Origin of the sequence: Acidovorax sp. A1169 (assembly GCF_030704685.1) — a bacterium.
In the GTDB taxonomy this organism is placed as follows: Bacteria; Pseudomonadota; Gammaproteobacteria; order Burkholderiales; family Burkholderiaceae_C; genus Acidovorax.
The window spans coordinates 109458-131244 of sequence record NZ_JAUZDX010000013.1; the positions used below are offsets into that span (position 1 = coordinate 109458).

The following is a 21787-nucleotide window of genomic DNA, read 5'->3' on the forward strand; positions in this document are numbered from 1 at the left end:
AAAAGGGGGTCATGCAGGCAATCATGCAGCGGGGACCGGGCGCGCGGGGGCGGCCTGATCCCAGAAGGGGAAAAAATTGAACCAGTCGTAGGGCGCCTTGCGCAGCATGCGCTCGAGCTGCTGCGCGAACAGGGCCGCGTACTCGGCCAGCGCCTGCTCGCGCCGGGCGCGCGGCAGCAGCACGCGCTCGGCCAGCGGCACGAACTCGACCGCGTAGCCTGCGCCATCGTGCACGCAGCCCATGAAGTACAGCGGGCATTCGAGCACGGAAGCCAGCACGTAGGGACCGCAGGGAAACGGCGCCTGGTGCCCGAGGAAGGTGGCATGCGTGACGCGGCCCTCGCGCACGGGCACGCGGTCGCCGGCAATGGCGATGAGCTCGCCGCGCGCCACGCGCTCGCTGAGCATCATGGCCGTGGCGGCGTTGAACTCGGTCACCTGCAGCAGCTGCACGCCGCTGTCGGGCGCCAGGCGCTGCAGCACGCGGTTGAAGCGCTCGGCGTGCGCCGTATGCACCAGGATGCTCAGGCGCAGGCCCGCGTGCCGCTCGGCAATGGCCCGGCACAGCTCGATGCAGCCCATGTGCGCGGTGACCACCACGGCGCCCCGGCCCTGTTGCTGGAGCAGCGCACTGAACTGCTCGCGCCCGGTGAAGGCCACGCGGTCGAAGCGGTAACGCCCGGTGAGGGCCAGCAGCTTGTCGAGGATCACCTGCGCAAACATGCGAAAGTGCCGCTGGCTCTGGCGCCAGCCCGGCACGGCAGGCCACAGGCCGTGGGCCGCCTGCATGCGCTGTAGGTACTGCAGCGACGAGCGGCGCGCCACCGGGCTGGCCAGCCAGTAGTAGGCGACGATGGGGTACAGGCACAGCAGAAAGGGCCAGCGCCCCAGAAACCGGTGCACCTGGACCATGAGCCACATGCCCGCGACGAAGGTGTTCTCGCCCATCTGCGCCCAGTGCGGCGCATCGGCCGCAGCCTTGGCGTCGGGCGCCGGTGCCGTCATGCCGCCTGCCCGGTACGGCGCCGCCCCACGAGCTTGCGCGCCAGCAGCACGGGGCTGCGCAGCAGCATGCCGCCGAACAGCCGCGTGTGCATGCCCGAGATGAGCACGTTGTCGCGCCACACGCGAAAGTGCGAGAGCCCGTCCTGCGGATAGGTCACGGCCGTGCGCTGGGTGACGAAGGGCACGCCCTTCCAGTGCATGCGCACGAGGATCTCGGTGTCGAACTCCATGTGCTTGCCGATGCGCGCGCCGTCCATCACGCCGATGGCCTCGCGCAGCGGGTAGACGCGAAAGCCGCACATCGAGTCCTCGATGTCCAGCGACAAGGTGTTGATCCACACCCACACGTGCGTGGCATAGCGCCCGTACAGGCGCGCCTTGGGCACGCTGGCGTCGTAGCGCGGCGCACCGCAGACCATGGTGCCAGGCTGCGCGCGGGCCAGCGCGATGAAGGCCGGGATGTCGGCCACGGCGTGCTGGCCGTCGGCATCGATCTGCAGCGCATGGCTGTGGCCCGTGGCCAGCGCATGGCGCATGCCGGTCATCACGGCGCCGCCCTTGCCCTGGTTCTGCGGCAGGCGCAGCAAGGTGACCTGTGCGCCGTGCTGCACCGCCAGCGCGTCGAGCACGGCGGCGCAGCCGGGCTCGGAGCCATCGTCGACCAGGATGCAGTGCAGGCCCGCACCGAGCACGCCCTGCACCATGCGGGCGATGGTGGTGGGGTGGTTGTAGACGGGGATGATGGCCACGGGGTTGAATGCGGCGTGCGTCATGCAGCACCTCCCTGCACCAGGCGGCCACTGGCGTGCGGGCCTCGGTGGGACGTGAGCGAGAACTGCAGCTGGCCCTTGTCGGGCACCCATTGCAGCTGCACCTGCACGCTGGTGCCGGGCAGGATGGGCTGCTGGAACTTGACCACCTCGGCCCGCATGAAGGCCGCCGGGATGCCGAAGGCCTGCGTGCCCAGGGTCACCACCCAGTGCAGCTGCGCCACGCCGGGCACGATGGGGGCGCCGGGGAAATGGCCGTCGAGCACGCGCAGCCCGGGGTCCACCTGCAGCGTGGCCGTGGCGCGCAGGTCGCCACGCTCTGTCCATTGCGGCTGCGGCATGAGCGGGCGAAACAGCGCCAGCAGGTCGTGCTGCGTGGTCTTGCCCTGCGCGTTCTGCGGCAGGCGCAGCACGTAGCGCCAGCTGCGCGGCAGGGCCACGCGGTCCACGCAAGGCTCCAGCATCGCGCGCAATGCAGCGCCCAGGGCGCGGCGGCCCTGCTGCTGCAGCGCCAGCCAGCCGGCGTCGCTGAGCGCCAGCACCATGCCCACGCGGTCGGCGGCGGGCGGCGCTTCGAGCACCACGGCCCGGGCTGCGGCCACCCAGTCGCTGGCCAGCAGCGCGGTTTCCATCGCGGTCAGCGAGATGCGCTTTTCGGCAATCTTCACGATGCGGTCGGCCCGGCCCTGCAGCACGAAGCCGGCGCCGCCGTCCTGCGGCAGCGCGCGGTCGGCGGTCTCCCACCAGGCATCGGCATCGGGCAGGTGGCCCGAGCGCACCGAGAGGCAGCCGCTGTCAGCCAGGCGCACCTGCACACCCGGCAGGGGCTGCCAGGCATCGCCCTGCTCTGCCCTGCGCCGCCAGGCAATGCCGCCGGTCTCGGAGCTGCCGAAGACTTCGGTCGTGGAATGGCCAAGCAGCGCCAGGGCATGGGCCGAGGCCTCGGGCGGCAAGGGGCCACCCGACGAGAAGATGCCGCGCAGGCCCTGGGAAGCCGCCGCCCAGTCGAGCGCATCCGGCAGGCGGCTGAGCATGGCCGGGCTGGAGATCAACACGCAAGGGCCAGGCTGCGACAGCTGCGCCACCAGCTCCTCGGGGTAGCGCAGGAACCAGGTGCCCAGGTGCCGGCCAGCCGCCAGCGGCCACAGCACGCGGAACAGCAGGCCATAGATGTGCTGGTGCGACACGGTGGCCAGCGTGCGCAGGCCCGGCACATCCGCCATGGGGCCGAACACGGCCTGCAGCGCATGCACCTCGGCATCGAGCTGCGATAAATACTTGACGATTCGCTCGGGCACGCCCGTGGAGCCCGAGGTGAACAGCACGACCTGGGCTGAGCGCAGCGACAGGGGCTGCAGCACCACGGCCGGGGCGGCGGCTTCGTCGGGCTGCAGGGCACCGGGCAGCAGGCCTGCGGTGGCCTGCACCTGGGGCAGCAGGTGCGCCAGGGTGTGCGGCTGCAGGTCGCTGGCCAGCACCGGGGTCTTGCCCGCGTGCCAGGCGCCCCAGAGGGCGGCGGCAAAGGCCAGCGGGTCGTCGAAATACAGGCCCACCTCGGTGCCCTGCACCTGCTGGAAGGCGGCGCACCAGGACTGCACGGACAGCACCCAGTCGGCGTGCTGCACCGTGCTGCCACCGGTGATCGCCACCGCGTGTGCCGCCGCACGGGCCTGCGGCAGGGCCACTTCAGACAGCGCCGTAAATGCTTTCACTTTGCTCGATTCCTGGATTCTTGGAGTTGTTGGACAGGGACGGGGAATTCAAATTCAGGCCAGCGCGCCGCGGCGCTTGACCCACTGGCGCACACACCACTCGGTGCCCATCAGACAGCCCATCAGCACATAGGCGATGAGCCCGTTGTACAGCGCCCAGGTGGCATCGCTGCTGAAGGCCGCGGTGTAGGCCGCCGCAGCGCCGTTGGCCACGAAGAACAGGCACCACACGGCGGTCACCTTGCGGGTGTAGCGTACCCCGGCTGCGGGCAGGTCGGGCTCGGTCAGCCGGGCCAGGCGCTCGACCACCGTGGGCGGGTGGCGCAGGCTCACCAGAAACACCACCAGCAGCACGGCGTTGACCAGCACCGGGTAGAGCTTGACGGCCAGCGCATCGCCCTGCCACCAGGCGGCCAGGGCCAGCACCGCCGCGCCCGAGGCCACGGCCCACCAAAAGCGCTGGCGCGTGACCACGGCGCGCGCCACGGCCAGCGCCACCAGCAGCACGGCCAGCCACTGCGGCGCCACGTGGCCCATGGCCAGGTACACGCCCAGCGGGTACAACACCGTCAGCACCACCAGCACGGCGGTCACGAGCTTGTGCATGGTGGCTGGCAGCTTGCCCGTGCGCTCAGGTGGCGGCGGCAGCGTCGTTCACCAGCCGGTGCAGCGCGTCGACCACGTCCTGCACGGTGCGCACCGACTTGAAGGCGTCGGCGTTCAGGCGCTTGCCCACCCAGGGCTTGAGCTGCACGATCAGGTCCACGGCGTCGATGCTGTCGATGTCCAGGTCGTCATACAGGCGGGCCTCGGGGGTGATGCGGGCGGCGTCGATTTCAAACGTCTCGCGCAGGATGGCGGCGATGCGTTCGTAGATGGCTTCTTTGTTCATGTTGGATTTTTCCGTGAATGCCGCCTGCTTCAGTGCGTGCGGCTGGCGGCCACGAAGGCGGCCAGCGCCTGCACGCTGCCAAAGTGCTTGCGCGTCTGCTCCGAGTCGGCCGACATGCTCAGGCCGTAGCGCTTTTGCAGGGCCAGGCCGAGCTCCAGCGCGTCGATCGAATCCAGGCCCAGGCCTTCGACGAACAGCGGCGCTGCGGGGTCGATGTCCTCGGGCGCGATGTCTTCGAGCGCCAGGCTGGAGATGATGATTTCTTTGATTTCTTGCTCAAGTTGAAGCACGGGCAGGTCCCTTGAAAAGTTGTTCGGACAAGTGCTCGGTCACATGGCGCGCAGCCAGGGAGTCGCTGGCGGCCGAGGCACAGAATTCTTGCACCGCGATGTCGGGCTGCACCTGGATGGTGAAGTGCGGCTTGCGCACGGGCACCTTCCACCACGGCGTGCCCTTGGTCAGCATGGGCAGGCTGCTGTGGATGTGCACCGGCGTGATGTCGATGCGCCCGCGCACCGCCACGTGGGCGGCACCGCGCTGCAGCCGATTGGCGCCCTGCAGCGGGGTGCGCGTGCCCTCCGGGAAGATGATGAGGTTGTTGCCGTCCTTGAGCGAGCGCACGCAGTCTTCCAGCAGCCCCGCGCCATCGCCGTTGGTGATGAAGCCCGCCGCCCGGATGGGGCCGCGCGTGAAGGGGTTGCTCGCCAGCGCCGCCTTGACGATGCAGTCCGCATGGCGCACGAAGGAGATCAGGAACACCACGTCGATCAGCGAGGGGTGGTTGGCCAGGATCAAAAGGCCCCGGCGCTGCAGGCGCTCGGCGCCATGCACCTCGTAGGAGATCACGCCCACCCAGTTCATCAGCCCCACGAAGCCGCGAAAGCAGTAGTGGATGATGGTCTGCGACAGCTGCTGCTGGCGCGCGGCACCGCGCACGAAGAGCATGGCCACGGGGCACACCACGATACCCAGCACGATGCCGCCCAGGCCGAACACGGAAAAGCAGAGCCCCGTGGCCAAGATGCGCCAGGCGCGGTTGATCACTTCAAGCATGCACGCGCTCCCACATCCATCGGCCCGAGGCATGGCCACGCACCAGGCTTTGCCGCTCGCCCTGCAGCAGAAAATGCAGAGCATCGAGCCCGTGCGGCAGGCCGCCCGCCTGGCCTTCGCCCAGCGGCGCATCGTCGTCGAGCGCCTGCAGCACAAAACCTGCTTCGCCCGCCTGCAGGGGCGCCAGCAAGGCGGCCCAGGCGTATTCGGCTGCGGGCTCGTCGTGGAAGGCCGCGTAGTCGGGCGGCAGCACCTCGTCGTAGCAAACCAGCAGCACCCCGGCCGCGCCCGGAGGTGCATCGCTGAGCAGGCCCAGGGCTTCGACCACACCGGCCTCGGGCGCACAGTGCGAGGACGCAACGCAGACCGCGTTGGCGCGCATGCCGCGCAAAATGGAATGCTGGGCCCCTACGGCGTTGTGCACCGACAGGCCGAAGGCGGTGGGCGACAGGGGTTCATCCAGGGCCTGGGAACGCAGCAGCGCCAGCGCCTTGTCGGCATCGCCATAGCGCGAGGCCCAGACCACGGGGATGTCGGCGCCCTCTGCGGGCGGCAGCACCGCATCGGCCACGGCAACCGCCATCTTCGCCAGGTGGCCCAGGCGGCGGCGCGACATGGCGGGCACGTGGGGCAGCTCGACCGCCGTGTCCCCCACGGGGCACACCGGGGCCTTGGCCCACTGCAGCCATTGCTCCTGACTTTGCAGGCCCGGTGCTATCGCAGCCCACGCCCGAACGGCGAACGCAGCGCGCACGGCCCTCTCCTGATTTCATTGGTTAGCGTGTGTACGGCACACACGAGCCAATTATCTCAGAAACCCCCTTGGCGGCGACAGTTTTACCGTTACAAAAACACACAAATACCCGCCCTCGCGCGGGTTGCGCGTGATGGCGCAACGGTTTAAAAGTTAACGCCCACCCGTTCGGGTGGGGCGCTTCGTTGCATCCAGGCGACAAGGGCACCGCAGAGCCCGGCCCGCCCTATTCCTCGAACCCGAACCCTACCGCCGACACCCCGGCCGCACTGGCCCGGGCCACCAGGTACTGGCCCGGCCCGACCACGATGGCCGTGCGCTCGAGCACGCCCGAGGGCGGCAGGTACACGTCGTATTCGATCCACTCCGCATCGGTGGGTGTGGCTGCGGCAGCCAGCGCCACCCGCGCCAGCACGGCCCAGGTGTTGCGGTTGACCAGCGACAGCGTGAGCGTGCCGGTCAGCGTGGCTGGCTGGTAGAGGGTGGTGGCCGTGGCCGCAGCCAGGTCCAGTGCAAAAAGGCGTCCGTTGGCCATGTTGATCAAGCTCCTGAAAGAAAGAAAACCTTGCTGCGCGACTGCACCGGCGCCCACTGATGCACGCCGGCAACCACGAACAGCGCCAGCGGCCGGGCCTGCACCGGCGACACGGGCAGGCCGATGGCCCCGCCCGCCTGGGCGCTGACCCAGGCCTGCACCCAGTTCGTGCTAGCCAGGGCCTGGCTGTTGTCGCCCGGGGGCACGGGCGTGGCGGCGGTGACAGTGCCGGTCACCGTGACGTTGCCCGTGAAGGACTGGTCCCCCGTGAGGGCGTTGCCGCCGGCCAGGTTGGCCTTGGTGGCCAGGCCGGTGGCAAGCTGGCCGGTCTGCCCGGCCACGCCGTCGAAGCCCAGCTCGACGCGCTGGAACTCGTCCTTGAGGACCTGCTCGTCCACGCGCTGGCCGGGCAGCGGGTTGAAGACGCGGTGGTAGAAGGTGTTGGCCATGGGAGGGATTCCTTGGGTTGGCTATCGGTCCAGGCGCCGCGGCGTGTACACCACCGACACGCTCTGCAGCGTGTGGGGCAGCTCGTCGCGCGCGGTGCTCACAACGTTCAGGCTGAGGTCGGTGCCCACGCCGTCCAGCCGCACCTTGGAGAGCACGTTGGCCGGCACGCTGTAGTAGCTCTGGCCGTAGTTGCTCACGCTGTAATAAGCGCCGCCGGCGTTCTGCAGCACGTTGACCACGTCGGTCAGGCCCACCTCGGGCTTGCCCAGGCTGTACTCGCCCTGCACCAGCAGGCGGCAGGCGCTGCGGTTCTTGCTCTCCAGGTCCACGCGCCGAAAGCGCTTTTTCTCCATCGGGCTCTTGGTGTGGTTGAAGGCCAGGCGCAGGTAGGCCTGGATCTGCGCGCCGTCGAAGCTGCGGCCCCGGTCGGCCTCGTAGACAAAGCCGTCGTCGCTGCCGAAGAAGTTGCGCGGCTCGCCGCCCACCACCGCATCGCAGGTGCAGCGCACCGTGCGGCCATAGTCGATGGGCATGAAGGCCAGCGCGCTGCCGCCGTCCGCCGTGGGGATGGGCGTGACGCTCAGGCTCTCGCCCGTGGCGAAGAACAGGCGCATGCGCTTGTCGGCCCGGTTGACCACCGAGGCCGTGACCTGCCGAGCCTTGAGCAACCGCTGGATGCGCGAGGACAGCGGCAGCCGCTCGAAGTTGCCGAAGGCCTGCGTGGCGCTGACCACGGCCACGCCCAGGGTGTCGAACACCAGCACACGGCCCAGGTTCTGCACGCTGCCGCGCTGGGCGCCCACGTCGTCGGCAAAGTTCACGAAGCGCCAGTCGGCACTGCTGCTGCCGTACAGCACCCAGGTGCGCTCGGCAGCGAACACCATGAGTGCGCCGCCCTCGGCGTCCGAGGGCAGCACCTGGAAGCCTGTGACCACGTCGCCGGCCGCGATCTCGGCGGCGCCCACCACGGCGGACCAGCGGCAGGGGTCGCCCACGGCACTGTGCTGCACCGAGCCCTCGAAGCTCAAGAACAGGTGGTTCTTGTGCGCCACGCAGTGCACGGGCTTGTCCACCGCCATGCCGGTGGCCAGGGGCACCAGCACCTCGCCGTCGAACTCGAAGCCGCGGTTCACGCCATCGGCACCGTAGATGCGCTGCTGCCCGGCGCGGCCGTTGAAGTTGTAGACCACGGCATCGAGCCGGCCGCCGGGCAACTGGGTGATCGCCGTCTCGGCGCCGCTGGCGGTGGCGGCCACCCCGGCCGTGAAGGCGCCCGCGGTGAACGGCCCGCCCGACGGCGCCGTGACGATGAAGCGCCCCTTGGCCGTGCCGGCCGCCCAGGTGCCCGACTCGACCACCACGCGCTTGACCATCGCGGACACGACCCCCTTGGTGATGTTGGCGCCCACGGCCGGCTCTGCCCCGCTGCCGCCGGTGAAGGCTAGCTCGTGGTGATGGAACACCGGCATCCAGCCGGTGGCCGAGCTCTTGTAGATGCTGCAGGCCGTGGCGGCCACGTTGTCGCGCCAGGCGTAGACCGTGCCGTTCAATACGGCAATGCCCCGCAGCGGCCCCGACCCCGGCACGGCGCCAATGGCCGCGCGGTAGTGGTCGGCGGCCAGCGCCGCAAAGGCGTTGTCGTCAAAGCCGTCGATGTCCGAGGCATCGCCGTCGAACACGCCCACCGGGCTGCCCGCCACCGTGAGCACCTCGCCCACGGCGAATGCGCCCGTGAGCTTTGTCACCACCATCTGCGCCGCATTGCGCAGCGCCAGCACCAGGGCCGTGGCCCCCGAGGTGGCACCCGCCACCGTCTGCCCCACGGCCATGCCCGTGAAGGCGGTGGCGGCGCGCAGGCATTTGTAGGCCGCATCGCTGGGCCGGGGCCGGCCGTCGAAGCGCTCGTAGCCGCCGATGCGCTCATAGCCCTCCAGGGCCGAGCTTTCGTAGTTGATCGCCCCCGTCACCATGCCCGGACGCAGGGTGAGCTGGGCCGACTCGGCATCGAGCCCGCCCGCGAGCGGGAAATACTGGGTCTTGAGCGCCGGCATGCGCATCTCGCCACTCATGCCAGGGGCCTCGCACCGAAACCCGGGCGTGGCAGCTGCGACTGCGCCAGCGCCGAGAAGCCCATGCTGTAGTTCTGCTCGGCGCGCTGGTAGACCTCGCTGGCCGCGTCGAAGCCGCCGTACTCGCGCAGCGCGCGCCAGCCGATGAGGTTGTGAAAGCGCGCCGGCAGGGCCGGCTCGTCGGCGTCGAGCACCATGTCCACCACGTCCTTCACATAGGCCGCGCGCACCATGTGCGCCGCGTCGGGCGTGGGGCCCACCAGCAGCTCGCCGCCGGGCGCCATGCTCCAGCACTGCAGCGCGCCCGGCGCATGCACACCCACCAGAAAGCGCTGGCGGAACGCCTCGTAGTCGAGCCACGCCAGCGCATGCTCGCTCACCTGCCCATCGGCCACGCGCCAGGCGCTGGGGCGGTAGCCGTCGGCCGCGGGCTTCCAGGCGGCAAAGTCGGCAAGGGCAAAGCCCGGGGCAGCGGCCTCGGGCACCATCAGCATGGCACCGGCCGCCACCTGGCCCAGCGCCTCGCCGCGGCGAAACAGCCAGGACTCGTGCGCCAGCGCGATGTCGCGCCAGGCCCAGTTCACCCACTCGAACACGCGGGCATCGTCGCCACTGGCCGTGGTGGCCGATGCCGGCGGGCCGCCGGACAAGCCGCTCTCGCGCTTGACAGCCCGGGCCAGTTGCAGGAAGTTCATGGTGCGCGCCCTCCCCGCTCAGCTCTTGCGTTGCAGGGGGAAGCGGGGCTTGTCCACCCAGCGCATCCTGTCGATGTTCTCAGGCTCCTCGGGGTCGGCCTCGCGCACCGTGTAGGCCAGGCCTTCGATGTGGTCGGCCATCTCCACCGGCACGCGCACCCAGCGCTCGCGCTGGATCTGGATCTGGTAGTTGTTGAGCCCGAAGAACGGCTGCTGCGGCTCGTGCAGCTCGCCCTTGAAGAGCTTGATCTCGCAGGTCTGGCCCGAGAAGCCGTGCTGCTGCACGGCCACGTCGATATCGGTGTCTGTGCCGGCGGTGGGTTCGGCCAATGTGGCGGCCTTGGGTTGTGCTTTTGCCATGGGGGATGTTCCTTCCAAAGAAGGGGCCGGCAGCGTGCCGGCCCGGGGGTTGCTATGCCAGGGTCAGGCGGACACGCCGTGCTCGATTCGGGTCATCCAGGCGTCGTTCAGGATCGCCGCCGCCGACCACATCTTGAAAGCCACATGCCCGCGCTGGCCCATGGGGTCGCTGTCGCTGGGCTTGGGGTTCACCACGATGGGCGTGAGGCCCGAGCCCGATGCCGACAGGTTCACCGTGGCATAGGCCTCCTTGCCGACGATGACCGACTGGTACACGTCCACCGCCGTGCCGCCCAGCATGCCGTTCAGCGTGGCATTGCCGGCGTTGACCAGCGGCGCGTACAGCGTGGACGAGACGAAGCGGATGTTCTCGAACGAGCCGATCTCGTTCTCGCACAGCGGCTTGAAGGTGCCATAGTTCTGGATGCGCGTGTAGCCGGCCGGGAAGAACGCCGGGTTCTGCAGGTCCATCTCCACGTTGGGGTGCACGAAGCACACGTAGCACGGCGGGATGGGCAGCGTGCCCACGCCATCGGTGGCGTTGAGCACGGTGGTCAGCGCCCGCGCGTCCTGCGCCTTGAGCTGGCGGATCGCGCGGCGCGCCACGTTGGCCGTCATGGTCGTGTTCACCGTGTTGCGCGCCACGCCGTTGGCGTACAGCACCTGCGTGCCGGCCTTGATGGTGTTGTACAGGATCAGCTCCTGCGTCTGGCCCGCGGTCTCGCCCAGCGAGGCGCTCAGTTCGCTGAGCACCGGGTCTTCGTGCGTGTCGGCGATCACGTCGGTGATCTGCACGCGCTGGCCGTACTGCTCCAGGTTGGCCGACACGTCGGTGCTGGTGATGTTGCCCTGCACGGGCGTCACGCCCTCGGTCAGCGGCGTGGTGGTGGGTGCCAGGCGGCCATAGCGGCGCCACTTGACCACCTTGGTCTTGCCCTTGGGCACGGCAGTCACCACGGCAAACTTGGCCATGTTCAGGGAGGGCTGGGCACGCTCCAGCATCTTGTCTACCGCATAGGCGGCGGTACGGGGGGTGATGTCACCGTAAACGGTCATATCGATTGCTCCTCATCGGGAAAATTGGGTGTGGGTGTCCAGGCGCTGCGGGTGGCCGCAGCGCCTGTCATGGAGCGCATGGGGGCGTCAGCCCGCGCGCGTCAGGCGCTGGCGCCGAAAGAAGTCCAGCGACGCCTCGAAGTCGTCCTCAGGGGGCAGCCCGCCCTTGGCGCCGCTGGCGCGCGAAGGCAGGCCCGCCGCCGACTGCAGCCGCGCGGCATTGGCGCTGGCGCGCTGGGCGGCCGGCTGCTGGGGGTAGTGGGCAATGGGCGCACGGCCCGCGCGGCGCAGGTGCGCGTCGTAGGCGTCCATCACCGCAATGGCCTCACCCGGGTCCTGCCCCTGGTAGAAGGCCGCCTGTATGGGCTGCGGCTGGGTGTGGATCCAGGCGCTGAAATCCGTGCTGCGCACCACCTCCACGGCATTCGGGTAGGTGGATTGGAAGGTCTGCATCGCGGCCTCGTAGGCGGCGCTGCGTTGCTCCTGCGCGCGCTGCTCCTGCTCGGCGCGCAGGCCGTGCAACGGCTCGACCATGCGGGCGGCGGTCTGCTCGGCCACCGTCGCGGCCTTCGCATCCACGGCCTGCAGGGCCTGCTGCACGGCGCCCACCAGCCCATGCAGCTCGGGGAACTGCTGCACCTTCTGGGACAGCTCGGCCAGCCGGGCTGCGGCGGCGGATCCATCCGCGGCAGCGCCCGGCGCGGCCTTGCCGCTGCCCTTGAGTTGTGCGTTCTCCTGCAGCAGGCGGTCGCGCTCGGCCCGCGCCTGGTTCAGGTAGCGGTTGAGCTGGCCCACGCGGCCCATCTCGCTGCGCGCCTTGTGCAGCTCTTCCTGCGTGCGGCGCAGCAGCTCGGCGGGGTCGGGGTTGCCGTCCCTGCCTGCGTGTTGCGCGGCGCTGGATGCAGGTGCGCGCGCACGGGTCTGCGCAGCGTCGGTGCCTGTGGCTTCGGCGCCCATCGCCGCTGCTGCGAGCATGCCCCCGTCAGGGCCTGCCGGCATGGCGGTGGTGGGCGCCTGCACCTGGGCATCCGCACCCGTTTCCGCACGCTCCTGGCGCAGCGCATCCAGCGCCTGCGCCATCTGGTCTTCGGCATCGAGCGCGCCGGCTGCGCGCTCGCCGGGTTCGAGGCTGGCGGCGGTGGTGGAGTGGTTGCTGTTGCTGCTGCTGTCGGTGGCGTTCATGGTGCGGTCTATCCTTCTTCGGCATGGCCCGCGCGGGCCAGAGGCAGTGGTGGTTGCTGACACCGGGCACATCGCCCGTGAAAGCAATGTCCGCGAAGAGGCGACCGCGCTGAAGGGGTGGCATATATGCCGCACACCATGGCAACAAACAGGCGAAAAAAAGCCCGCTCGAAGCGGGCTGCCCATGGTTCACGCAGAGACGGGTCTATTCGATCCCCGGAAAGTTCTAGTCGATGAACGAGACCACCAACCCGTTGGGGTCTGCAGGCATGCCGTTGGCCTTGCAGTGCTCCAGGTAGCCTGCCCAGAACCGGCGCACCTGATCGTCCAGGCTCGGCGGGAACTGCATCTGCGCGGCCACCATGTCCTGCCACGACCCCTCGTCGCCATACACCTGCGCCAGCCGGGGCTGCATGGCGACCAGCGCCTCGTCCTGTTCCTCGCTCAACTGCCCCATCACATCCAGAAAATAGCTGTCCAGCAGCCTCAGAAACGGCTTGCCTGCGTAGCGGTCCATCGCATTCCTCCTTGGGTTTATCGGGTGCAGACGAAATTCCCCCCTGGGCACCCGACACTCCAAGATCGGGCGATCACAAATCAGAAAAATCAACCGCCCAAAGCATCCCTGCCGCCACCGAAGCGACGGAAAAACACAGCATCCGGCCATTCGTCGTCGTAGGCCTCCAAAATGCTATGCAAGGCAGTCGACATCTTTCTGGAGTGGAATTCAGAATTCTCCTGCTGAGCAAACGCCAGGATTTCCGGCCAACGAAGCTCTCGCATGCAATACCCTATGGCGGTATCCGAAAAGCATACCTCGCCCTGCCGCCCGCCATACCGCTGCCGACGGATGTCGTCCATGAGCAGCTGCGCCAACTGCTGGCGGTGCTGAGCGTTGCGCTGCAAAAAACCCAGCAGTTCCTCGTACAAAGGCTCCATCTCATCTTCGCCGGTTTCAGCGTAGTTCACGGCGCGGAATTTTTGACACAACCTATTGAAATTTTCGATGATGAGATCATTCATTTCTTCACCCATTTCCTGCTCTTGAAGTCAAAGATTTTGTAGATGTATCTTTCATCAGAAACTTGGAAGCCATGGTTTCGAAAGGCCTTGACTGCGGCCCCCGCTGCTGCGTCTCCGTTGGGAAGGTAATGGCCTGACGCGTTATCGATGTACTTGACAGTTCCCCACAGCACCTTGGCTTCACCGGCGGCAATGACCTTTTCTCCTCGTGCCAGATCGACATGGCCAAAACCACCTGGATCGTGCGGTTTGCGCGCCATGATCAACGCACCATTTTCCTTGAACACATAGAGAACATTTGCAGGCATTCTCAACGCTTGGTCTGTCGTCAAGGCCGGCACATCGCGAAGCTCCCTTGCGTCATCGGGAAATCGATTCGCAAAAACCGGCCCTGGTGGCAATGCATGGATGGGCCAGGCAGGTGGCCCATCGAATGCCTCCGCGCCATTGTGAGAACCAAGGCGCTCTGGAACAAGCTTTCCAGCACCGGTCGCCGAGAAAATCTGCAGCACTTTCTGGACACTGGCTGGCGGCACCAGCACACCTCCTGGAATTTGCAGCCGCTCAGCCTCTCCGATCCCAGCCCGAAGGAGTTGATCCGCAATTTCGGCAGGATCACCGCCCGTTACTGCCAGCGAGCCTTCATCCAACAAAGCCATTCTCGGATGCGAAGGAGTCAAGGCAGGGGATGCGACCGGCAAGACAGGCCCCTGGAGCCCTGAACCTGCATCCGGAGCCTGCGTAAGGGGCGACAAGATACCCCGGGCGCGCTCGGCACTTCGTGGCGCCACCAAAGCGCCTTGCGATCCTGGAAAGATATCCTCAGCAGCAATACCCGCCTGCAGCAATGCGTCGCGGATGAGCGCCAGATCCCCCGTCACGGCCAGCGTACCAGTGGGCTGTGTGTCCACTTGCAGGATAGCGGCGGCCGGGGGTGGGGCAAGCTCCTGCGCCTGCCCGGCTTGCGCTGCATCCCCCTGAGGGTCCACTATTGGCTGTGCCATGTGCGCGGCAGGCTCGCTCACCATCGCAAGCTCAGGCCCCCCTTGCGCCGCTGGTGGGTTCGCGCGCTCGGCCCCGCCCAGGGCGCGATCAGGCGGCAGGTCGGAAGGCACGGACAAGTAGTCCTCAGGCAACGCAGAAGCCTGTTCGGCATGCACTGGTGGCATTGGCGTGGTGTGCTGCTCCCCAACCACTGGCACATCGGCCTTGTGTACTCCATACTGGGCCGGCGCTCCCTTTCCGCCGCGCAAGCCGCCCACCGTGCCGGCATGGGCACCGAACAGGGCGCCGGCTGCGAAGTCATCCACATACTGGGCGCCAGTTCCTTCCCTGAAAGGCGCTCTGCCAGCGCCCAACTCTTCAGGCACACGCTGCACAGCCTCGGTCCCTCCCTGCACGGCCATCTGGATGCCCACGGACTTGCCCAGGCGTTCCAGCGCGTTGCCTTTGAATGTGTGGGTGCTCAGGGCGTTCAGGCCTATCCGGTCCGCCAGTGTGTCGATGGCGGTGGAGACCGTGGCACCGGCCAGCATCGCGGGCAGATTGAGCGCCTTGCCGGTTCTGCGCGCCTCTTCAACCGCTTCACCATAGACAGAACCAAAGGTCTGCACCGTGCTGTTCAACGCAATGCCGACCGCCTCGCCCAGCGCCTTCTTGCCCACGGTGTTCGCGATCAGGCCGCCCATGCCGGCCGAAAGAATGGTGGTTGCATGCCCGCGTTCATTGGGCGATGCAGCACTGGCGCCAAGGCCTGTACCGGGCGGGGTACCGGCGTCCGGCTACCCAAGCAACAGGCGAGCCCTGTCCGCACTGCCAGGCGACACCAACACGCGATCAACTATCTGGATCAGTTCAGCCGTGCCGATACCTGCCCGTTGCAGGCGCGAAATGGTGGCTGCCGGATTGTCGCCAGCTACCGCCCGCAAGCCCCTGTCCAACAATGTGAGGCGCAATGCTGCGGGGCGGCCTGGAGCGCACAGGCCTGTGCAGCATCGGTTTCTGCGGCTCCGCCGCCCACACCCGCCCCGACCGCTTCGACTATCGCCGCAGCAATTCTGCAACCAGGGCGAGCAACGTCACTGCCGCGAACAACGCATAGACCGCCACGACGGCTTTGGCCCAGCGATCCCCGGCCTTGGAGCGGCTCCAGATCACTGCGATCGAGTAAGGGATTTTTCTGGCGGCACAGTAGAGCGCTGGCGCCAGAAGTCCTGTTGCCAAAAGCGGCAGATAGGCCATGGGCAGCAGTGGATGGATACCGTAGAAGAACTGGAAGAGTATCTGCAAGAAAACGCTCACTCAATGTCGATGGGAAAAGCCGAAGGGGCATCCGGGCGGGCGCTCGGTCGCCGAAAAGCGGCAAGGCAGCTGTTTGCACGAACCCTCAAGCGCCGTCACGCCGTCGCCTCTTCACCACAGCACCCCGATCAGCGCAAACGCCCCGCCCAGCACGAACATGGTCTGGAACAGCATGCTGCGCAGCTTTTCGTCGGCGCTTTCGCCGGACCACGACTCCACGCCCGTGAGCTGGATCACCGAGCCCCAGGTGGCGAAGATGGCGCCCAGGGCAGCCAGGACCTTGCCCATGTCGTCCGGAAAAACCAGCTCCAGCGGCCGGCCCAGGCCCGAGTACATGATGACCAGCAGCATGAACACCCCCACGATGGCCAGGCCCGAGCGCCAGAACTGGGTGCGCGTGCGCAGCAGGCGCGCGAGCGATGCCTGGCGCATGGCCTCCAGCTCGGTGCCGGTGCTCCATGCGCCCGCGTTGTAGCGCGCCAGCTGGTCAGCGGGCTGGATGATGATGGCCAGGTCATGCGCGGCCGCCATGTCGGCGAAGCGCTGGCGGCTGAACAGAAACGCCCACAACGTCGGAAAGGTACTGAGACGCTTGGGCACCACGGGGGGCACCGGGGACGGCATGCTAGTGTTCTGAGTTGGAAGTTCGTTGAAGAAAGAAATCTGCCGAAATCGCTGCCAAGCTAGGCGCAAAGCGCAGACATGCCGGGCGCATGGCGAGCATTTGCAACGACGCATGGCGGGGATTGTCGGTAGATTTATTCAACGAATTTCTAACCCGGAACACTAGTGTCCGCCCTCTTTCGCGCTGGCAGCAGCAGCCCATGCACGGCGCCGTGCGAGGGTGCGGTGCAACGGTGCGTGAAGTGGGAAATGCGATCTACTGCCATCCCCGGATCATAGGGGCAGGTGGCACAGGTGCAATGAATCAATGACCGGCATGGTCCCGGCGGCGAACTGTGGTGCCTTTCGGAATGGGGTTGGCAGGCAGTGGGTGCCCTCACCCGGCATTGATCCACAGCATGGGGTCAAGTTGCCGGTCGAGGAGTTCGCCCACCCCCATGCGGGCCGAGACACGCCGCAGACGCTCGTTCTGGTGCAGATTTTTTCGGGTCAGCCCGAACACATTCACCCCCACGAAGCCGAAGGGCGGAAGGAAGTAGTGGTCGGCCAGAAAGCCCTCGTGGTCAAAGCCGAAGTTCTTCGTGAAGTCGCGTGCATGGCCGTTGTCCTCGTACACATACGAGGTCAGCTTGTGGAGCTTGGCGACCGAGAAGGCAAAGCGCAGCACCAGCAGGCTGGCAGCCATGATGGTGCTGGCAGCCACCTCCCCGGGGAAGCCCAGCGAGACCTCGGCCCGGGCGTTGTCCCGGCTGTAGCCCGACAGCGAGGCCAGGCCAACCGGGCGCTGGCGGCTGTCCAGCACCGTCCAGTGGATGGTGCCCGAGTCTTCGAAATGCGACAGATAGGAGTTGCCCAGTGCCCGCGCAAGATCGCCGCGCCAGGGCTTTTGCCGGTTGTACAGGGTGGTGAAGGTGTTCTGCTCGAATGCTTCGCGAAAGAACGCGGCATCACTCGGGCCCGATTTGACGAGGCTGGCGTGCCGCGACGCCTGGGGCTCCCACCACTGCGCGGCATACCGCTGGCCGTACTGGATCCAGCCGAGCAACTGCGCCTGGTCCAGCCGGGCGTGGTTGTCGGCCAGGAACTGCCGCAGCAGCAGGCGGACGCTGGCAGACCCCGTCTGCCTGAGCGCGGCCTCCAGCGCGGGGACCAGTACCTGGCCCTGATCATGTTCCGCCGGGAGGCTGCTGCCGGGCACCTGCATGTCCGGCGTCAAAGCGCCATCAGCAAGCCGGTCGATGCGTACTGCGAGAAGTTGATGGACGTACCCACCAGCTCCAGCTGCGCCACGCCCGACAGGAAGGTGGCCTGCGTGTAGGCGCCGCTGGTGATCAGCGATTCGAATGTGGCCACGGTGGCACTGTCGGCCGTGGCCCCGGTGACCGACTTGTAGACCAGGGAGACGAGCTGGGCGTTCGTAGAGCCACCCGCGAGCGCGGCGATGTAGCCCGAATCGATGAGGTAGGAGCTGACCTCCGTGAGCGAGAAGCCCTGGTCCAGCAGGGGCAGGATGTTGTTGGCGATCAGCCCGCCATCCTTGAGGCCAGGAGCCCCCTTGACGGTGTAGGCCAGCAGGGCGGCATTCTTGCCAGCCTGCCCGTTGCCCAGGTCGAACGCAACGTACTCCTTGTTGGTCCTGAAACGCTCGACATCGGTCAGGATGTTCGTGTTGTCGGCGGTGACGATGGAGGTGGCGCCATCGGCGCGCTTGGTGACCGTGCCCACGGCGTTGCCAGAATAGATCACCGTGTCGGTACCCGCGCCGCCGTTGATGGTCTTGACACCCTTGCCCGAGGCAATGAAATCATTGCCACCCCCGGCACTGATGGTGTCGGTCCCCTTGCCGGTGGACAGGTAGTCGCCCTCCAGCGAGCCGCCCAGGTTGTCGTGCCCGTCGGTACCCACCATGGAGGGATTCGGCGCGCCCTTGAGCGCACGCAGCTCGGCCGTCGAAATGATCCGGTCGGAAAACCGATAGAGCTCGAAGTTCTTGGTGACGTCGACACCATCGCTGCCGGAAGCACTGTGTTCTATGGTGACGACGTTCGTATCGCGGTCCACCCTCACGTTGTATGCGCTGAGGGCGCCGGTGAAGATGGCGGTGTCGATGCCGGCGCCGCCGTCCAGGCTGTCATTGCCCTTGCCACCAGTGATGAAGTCATTGCCCTCGTTGCCGGCAATGGTGTCATTGCCTTTGCCGCCCTTGATCACATCCGCACGCGCCAGGCCAACAAGGCTTTCGGCATTGTCCGTGCCGGTGATGGCATTGGCCGTCGCCGACGTAGGCACGGGAATGGTGATGGGGCTCGGCGCGGGCGATGGCACGGGAGCGGGAGCGGGAGCAGGGGCCGGAGCTGGGGCGGGTGCAGGCGCGGCCACAGCGGTGCCTACATCCTCGTACACCTGAAGCGTGTAGAAGGTGTAGTAGGTGCCCTGATTCCAGCTGGCAGAGACATAGAAGTCACCGGAGTACGGTGCCGTCCAATCGAAGATGGTGTCGCTCTCGTAGTAGGCCCCGTCACTCATCCGCATGGAGGCCAGGTCGTCCCCCTCGCTGTTGGCGACAATGATGTTGCCGCTCTTGTCGGCGATCTTGAGCAGATAGGGGTCGAAGTACGAAGAACTATTGAAGGTGTAGTTTGCACCTTCGCGCGCAGTGAAGCGGTACGTATCGTGCAGCAGCGCATATTTATCGGTGCCAGCAACCAACGCACTGTTGTCCCAGGTCACTCCCGCTACTGTCGGTGTGTAGGGCGTGAGCCTCAAAACCCCGGCAGAGGCCATTTCAGAAGCCGTGAGGTCCGGCAGATAGTCCAGTGTCTGGTAAGCAGCCATCGAGTTTTTTTCCTTGATTATTGGTGAGCTGACAATCGACGATTGCCCGGTTTGGCATCGGATAGGTGCACCGCCGACGCAAAGGCCCTCCCAGGCCCCGCGGCGACTCTATCCGAAATGCCTTCATTCGTAAAATTTTGTAATGCCATTCGGTGCTGGACGGAAATGGCCCATTGGGGTGCGGCATTGGTCGCAGCACGTTGCAGCCGATTGCCGACTGCCCAAAGCTCACGGCGCAATCCGCAGCACCTCACTTCGCCAGCAGCCTGGCCTTGAGGTTCTGGAATTCCAGCTCGGTAATGGTGCCATCGGCCTTGAGCCTGGCGAGCTTTTGCAGCTCATCCGCCACCAGGCCCTGGGTTGCGGAGCCCGACGCCGTGGGGGGTACCGAAGCTGGCGCGGGCACTGCCGCCGGAGCGCTCACCCGGCGGTACTTCGCAGCCTCCACGCCGGCCTGGGCCACCAGGTCGTTCACCACCTGCGCATCGATCTCGATCGGGGTGGGGTTGGCGCCCAGGCCCGACAGCTGTATGCGCAGGGGCTGCGTGCGGGCACGCTCCACGGCGGCGGGCGTAAGGTCGATGAAGATTTCTTCCGCGTAGGAGCAGCCGCTGCGGCACGACACCACCCGTGCGCCCAGGCGGCCAAGCTTGAGGCCCTCGCCCGCATCCGTCTGCGCCACGGACAGCGCCTTCCATGAGCTTGCGCGGTAGATCTCGTAGTAGTGCACGTAGAAGTCGACGTCGCCCGTGGCCTTGCTCACCAGAGCCGACAGTGTCCAGCGCCGCACATCCATCGCACCGGCTTCGCGGCTGACGGGCTGCGCCTCCAGCTTGGCGAAGCGGTAAAAATCGCCGGTACCCGGCTGGAGGGCTCCGCGCTTCTTGGCCGCCGCGTCCTTCACGCTGCCGCCGAGCGGCGGTGCAGGCGTATCGGAAAACACGCCCCGGTTCATGGCCTCCATGTTCTGAGCCTGCTGGGCAAAGGCCGCAGCGGCGCACAGCGCCATGGTGGCCACGGCCAGATTTCTTGCAAGTCCCTGCATGGGTCTCCCTCTCGACTTTGTTGTGTGGGCCCGGCTCTCACCAGGCAGCCGCATGATCATAGAACCTGCCTACAGCAACGCCACAGATGCCGCGGCGGATGACACAGGCGCCCAAAGGACAACGGGCCTACCCGCGCAGGGCCGATGCAGAGGCAACCCCGCCTTGCCCGGCATCACACCCCGGCGCCCACGCCTGGCGCCATTTCCACCGAATAGAACACCCGCCGCAGCTCCGCATCGTCCGACTGCACACTGGCCTGCACCTGCTCGGCAAAGTGCGCCAGAAAGCGCTGTGCAGCGAGCGACGGGGTTTCGTTGCTGCGGCGGATGATGCCCACGGTGCGCGGGGCGAACTGCTCGCGCAGTTGCAGCGCCACCATGCTGCCGCGCAGCGACGCGGTCTCGGCCAGCGGCCAGGGGCAGAAGGTGAGCATGTCGGTCTTTTGCACCAGGGTCAGCATCAGCGAGGCCGACTGCGCCAGGTGGATGTGGTGGCGCGGCACGGCGGCGCCGTGCTGGGTGAAGAGCTGGTCCATCAATTCTCGTTCACCACCGGGGCCGAAGTTGAGCACCCAGTCATCGCCCAGCAATTCGTGGATGGACGATGCGCCCGCACGCGGGTGACCGGCACGGGCCATCACGGTGGCCTCGTAGGTAAAGAGCGGCGTGGACTGCAGGCCCAGCATCTCGTCGGGCGCCGCGATGCGGCCGATCATCAGGTCCAGGCTGCCCTCGCGCAACTTGGGGTAGGCCAGGGCCGAGAAGCCGTCGAACAGCTCCAGCTGCACATGCGGCATCTCGGCGCGAAACGGGGGCAGCACGCGCGCCAGCAGGGTCTGTGCCACCCAGGGGGTGATGCCGATGGAAAGGCGCTGGGGCGCGCCCGCGTCGCGGTGGCGGGCCAGGTCCTGTTCGGCCTGGTGCATTTGCTCGAGGATGCGCTGGGCATGCTGCACCAGGTCGCGCCCGGCAGGCGTGAGACCGATGCCGCCACTGTGCCGGGTGAACAGCGCCAGCTGGCAGTCTGCCTCCAGCTCGCGCATGCCCTGGGTCACGGCCGCCTGCGTCACGCCCAGCGCACGCGCCGCCGCGCGGATGCTGCCGTGCGCAGCCACCGCAGCAATGTAGCGCATCTGGTGCAGTTTCATGCTGGCCATTATGGGTGCCCGCAGGCCCCGGCCGCTCTTGCAGCCCTGCCCCAGCACAACCCAGTGACAACAGCAAGACAAGCACCGCCATGCGGTGCAAGGCAACCCCTGTCTGCCACCGGGAGGGTGCGGTTTCTAGACTTTGCCTGCATACCGCACACCACACCAAGAACCGCCATGAACCAGGTCACCGAACGAGACAACGAACAACAACAGCAGCCGCACCAGCACGCCCATGCGCACGGCAGCGCCTGGCCCGCCGACCCCGTGCTGCCTGG

Annotated in this window: 24 protein-coding genes; all 24 read right to left on the minus strand. The window is 67.2% G+C overall.

What is annotated here, in order from left to right:
- Positions 1-21: 21 nt before the first annotated feature.
- Positions 22-1005 carry an acyltransferase gene (locus QYL93_RS20420; RefSeq protein WP_305745370.1) on the minus strand — a complete coding sequence of 328 codons (984 nt, stop codon included), beginning with the start codon at positions 1003-1005 and terminating at the stop codon, positions 22-24.
- Entirely contained in the window at positions 1002-1778 is a 777-nt protein-coding gene (locus tag QYL93_RS20425; RefSeq protein WP_305745371.1) for a glycosyltransferase family 2 protein, read from the minus strand. The genes QYL93_RS20420 and QYL93_RS20425 overlap by 4 nt, the downstream gene beginning before the upstream one ends.
- Complete coding sequence (locus QYL93_RS20430) at positions 1775-3487, minus strand: AMP-binding protein (RefSeq protein WP_305745372.1); 1713 nt, start codon at positions 3485-3487, stop codon at positions 1775-1777. Before QYL93_RS20430 ends, QYL93_RS20425 begins: the two co-directional genes overlap by 4 nt.
- A 54-nt stretch (positions 3488-3541) precedes the next feature.
- Positions 3542-4093, minus strand: coding sequence for a hypothetical protein (locus QYL93_RS20435; protein ID WP_305745373.1), 552 nt, complete (start codon positions 4091-4093; stop codon positions 3542-3544).
- Positions 4094-4118: 25 nt separating this feature from the next.
- Positions 4119-4379, minus strand: a complete 261-nt coding sequence (locus tag QYL93_RS20440) for an acyl carrier protein (protein WP_305745374.1) — start codon at positions 4377-4379, stop codon at positions 4119-4121.
- 29 nt (positions 4380-4408) lie between these two features.
- Positions 4409-4669: a phosphopantetheine-binding protein gene (locus tag QYL93_RS20445; protein ID WP_007855388.1), complete on the minus strand. Its 261-nt coding sequence runs from the start codon at positions 4667-4669 to the stop codon at positions 4409-4411.
- Complete coding sequence (locus tag QYL93_RS20450) at positions 4656-5432, minus strand: 1-acyl-sn-glycerol-3-phosphate acyltransferase (protein ID WP_305745375.1); 777 nt, start codon at positions 5430-5432, stop codon at positions 4656-4658. Before QYL93_RS20450 ends, QYL93_RS20445 begins: the two co-directional genes overlap by 14 nt.
- Positions 5425-6186: a beta-ketoacyl synthase chain length factor gene (locus tag QYL93_RS20455; protein ID WP_305745376.1), complete on the minus strand. Its 762-nt coding sequence runs from the start codon at positions 6184-6186 to the stop codon at positions 5425-5427. Before QYL93_RS20455 ends, QYL93_RS20450 begins: the two co-directional genes overlap by 8 nt.
- 226 nt (positions 6187-6412) lie before the next feature.
- Positions 6413-6721 carry a hypothetical protein gene (locus QYL93_RS20460; protein ID WP_057203445.1) on the minus strand — a complete coding sequence of 103 codons (309 nt, stop codon included), beginning with the start codon at positions 6719-6721 and terminating at the stop codon, positions 6413-6415.
- Between the two features lie 5 nt (positions 6722-6726).
- Positions 6727-7170: a hypothetical protein gene (locus QYL93_RS20465; RefSeq protein WP_305745377.1), complete on the minus strand. Its 444-nt coding sequence runs from the start codon at positions 7168-7170 to the stop codon at positions 6727-6729.
- 21 nt (positions 7171-7191) lie between these two features.
- Positions 7192-9240 carry a hypothetical protein gene (locus QYL93_RS20470; RefSeq protein WP_305745378.1) on the minus strand — a complete coding sequence of 683 codons (2049 nt, stop codon included), beginning with the start codon at positions 9238-9240 and terminating at the stop codon, positions 7192-7194.
- A complete protein-coding gene (locus QYL93_RS20475; RefSeq protein ID WP_305745379.1) occupies positions 9237-9935 on the minus strand; it encodes a hypothetical protein in 699 nt (232 codons plus the stop codon). Before QYL93_RS20475 ends, QYL93_RS20470 begins: the two co-directional genes overlap by 4 nt.
- A gap of 18 nt (positions 9936-9953) precedes the next feature.
- Positions 9954-10295 carry a hypothetical protein gene (locus tag QYL93_RS20480; protein WP_305745380.1) on the minus strand — a complete coding sequence of 114 codons (342 nt, stop codon included), beginning with the start codon at positions 10293-10295 and terminating at the stop codon, positions 9954-9956.
- A 63-nt stretch (positions 10296-10358) separates the two neighbouring features.
- Complete coding sequence (locus QYL93_RS20485; protein ID WP_057203384.1) at positions 10359-11351, minus strand: N4-gp56 family major capsid protein; 993 nt, start codon at positions 11349-11351, stop codon at positions 10359-10361.
- Between the two features lie 87 nt (positions 11352-11438).
- A complete protein-coding gene (locus QYL93_RS20490; RefSeq protein WP_305745381.1) occupies positions 11439-12533 on the minus strand; it encodes a hypothetical protein in 1095 nt (364 codons plus the stop codon).
- Between the two features lie 226 nt (positions 12534-12759).
- Positions 12760-13050, minus strand: a complete 291-nt coding sequence (locus QYL93_RS20495) for a hypothetical protein (RefSeq protein ID WP_305745382.1) — start codon at positions 13048-13050, stop codon at positions 12760-12762.
- A gap of 89 nt (positions 13051-13139) precedes the next feature.
- A complete protein-coding gene (locus tag QYL93_RS20500; protein WP_305745383.1) occupies positions 13140-13556 on the minus strand; it encodes a hypothetical protein in 417 nt (138 codons plus the stop codon).
- Positions 13553-15244: a hypothetical protein gene (locus tag QYL93_RS20505; protein ID WP_305745384.1), complete on the minus strand. Its 1692-nt coding sequence runs from the start codon at positions 15242-15244 to the stop codon at positions 13553-13555. Before QYL93_RS20505 ends, QYL93_RS20500 begins: the two co-directional genes overlap by 4 nt.
- 352 nt (positions 15245-15596) lie before the next feature.
- Positions 15597-15857 carry a hypothetical protein gene (locus QYL93_RS20510; protein ID WP_305745385.1) on the minus strand — a complete coding sequence of 87 codons (261 nt, stop codon included), beginning with the start codon at positions 15855-15857 and terminating at the stop codon, positions 15597-15599.
- 111 nt (positions 15858-15968) lie between these two features.
- Positions 15969-16481, minus strand: a complete 513-nt coding sequence (locus QYL93_RS20515; RefSeq protein ID WP_305745386.1) for a hypothetical protein — start codon at positions 16479-16481, stop codon at positions 15969-15971.
- A 376-nt stretch (positions 16482-16857) separates the two neighbouring features.
- Positions 16858-17697: a GNAT family N-acetyltransferase gene (locus QYL93_RS20520; protein ID WP_305745387.1), complete on the minus strand. Its 840-nt coding sequence runs from the start codon at positions 17695-17697 to the stop codon at positions 16858-16860.
- Positions 17694-19316 (minus strand): hypothetical protein, encoded by a 1623-nt coding sequence (locus QYL93_RS20525; protein WP_305745388.1) that lies wholly within the window; start codon positions 19314-19316, stop codon positions 17694-17696. Before QYL93_RS20525 ends, QYL93_RS20520 begins: the two co-directional genes overlap by 4 nt.
- A gap of 250 nt (positions 19317-19566) precedes the next feature.
- Positions 19567-20361 carry an SHOCT domain-containing protein gene (locus tag QYL93_RS20530; protein ID WP_305745389.1) on the minus strand — a complete coding sequence of 265 codons (795 nt, stop codon included), beginning with the start codon at positions 20359-20361 and terminating at the stop codon, positions 19567-19569.
- A 173-nt stretch (positions 20362-20534) separates the two neighbouring features.
- The gene (locus QYL93_RS20535; protein ID WP_305745390.1) at positions 20535-21509 is read right to left on the minus strand and encodes a LysR family transcriptional regulator; all 975 of its coding nucleotides are present in this window, start codon (positions 21507-21509) and stop codon (positions 20535-20537) included.
- Positions 21510-21787: the final 278 nt, after the last annotated feature.

Coding starts and splice junctions, on each gene's coding strand:
- QYL93_RS20420 (WP_305745370.1), bottom strand. CDS start 1,005: ATGACGGCACCGGCGCCCGACGCCAAGGCTGCGGCCGATGCGCCGCAC.
- QYL93_RS20425 (WP_305745371.1), bottom strand. CDS start 1,778: ATGACGCACGCCGCATTCAACCCCGTGGCCATCATCCCCGTCTACAAC.
- QYL93_RS20435 (WP_305745373.1), bottom strand. CDS start 4,093: ATGCACAAGCTCGTGACCGCCGTGCTGGTGGTGCTGACGGTGTTGTAC.
- QYL93_RS20440 (WP_305745374.1), bottom strand. CDS start 4,379: ATGAACAAAGAAGCCATCTACGAACGCATCGCCGCCATCCTGCGCGAG.
- QYL93_RS20450 (WP_305745375.1), bottom strand. CDS start 5,432: ATGCTTGAAGTGATCAACCGCGCCTGGCGCATCTTGGCCACGGGGCTC.
- QYL93_RS20460 (WP_057203445.1), bottom strand. CDS start 6,721: ATGGCCAACGGACGCCTTTTTGCACTGGACCTGGCTGCGGCCACGGCC.
- QYL93_RS20465 (WP_305745377.1), bottom strand. CDS start 7,170: ATGGCCAACACCTTCTACCACCGCGTCTTCAACCCGCTGCCCGGCCAG.
- QYL93_RS20470 (WP_305745378.1), bottom strand. CDS start 9,240: ATGAGTGGCGAGATGCGCATGCCGGCGCTCAAGACCCAGTATTTCCCG.
- QYL93_RS20475 (WP_305745379.1), bottom strand. CDS start 9,935: ATGAACTTCCTGCAACTGGCCCGGGCTGTCAAGCGCGAGAGCGGCTTG.
- QYL93_RS20480 (WP_305745380.1), bottom strand. CDS start 10,295: ATGGCAAAAGCACAACCCAAGGCCGCCACATTGGCCGAACCCACCGCC.
- QYL93_RS20485 (WP_057203384.1), bottom strand. CDS start 11,351: ATGACCGTTTACGGTGACATCACCCCCCGTACCGCCGCCTATGCGGTA.
- QYL93_RS20490 (WP_305745381.1), bottom strand. CDS start 12,533: ATGAACGCCACCGACAGCAGCAGCAACAGCAACCACTCCACCACCGCC.
- QYL93_RS20495 (WP_305745382.1), bottom strand. CDS start 13,050: ATGGACCGCTACGCAGGCAAGCCGTTTCTGAGGCTGCTGGACAGCTAT.
- QYL93_RS20500 (WP_305745383.1), bottom strand. CDS start 13,556: ATGAATGATCTCATCATCGAAAATTTCAATAGGTTGTGTCAAAAATTC.
- QYL93_RS20505 (WP_305745384.1), bottom strand. CDS start 15,244: ATGGGCGGCCTGATCGCGAACACCGTGGGCAAGAAGGCGCTGGGCGAG.
- QYL93_RS20515 (WP_305745386.1), bottom strand. CDS start 16,481: ATGCCGTCCCCGGTGCCCCCCGTGGTGCCCAAGCGTCTCAGTACCTTT.
- QYL93_RS20525 (WP_305745388.1), bottom strand. CDS start 19,316: ATGGCTGCTTACCAGACACTGGACTATCTGCCGGACCTCACGGCTTCT.
- QYL93_RS20530 (WP_305745389.1), bottom strand. CDS start 20,361: ATGCAGGGACTTGCAAGAAATCTGGCCGTGGCCACCATGGCGCTGTGC.
- QYL93_RS20535 (WP_305745390.1), bottom strand. CDS start 21,509: ATGAAACTGCACCAGATGCGCTACATTGCTGCGGTGGCTGCGCACGGC.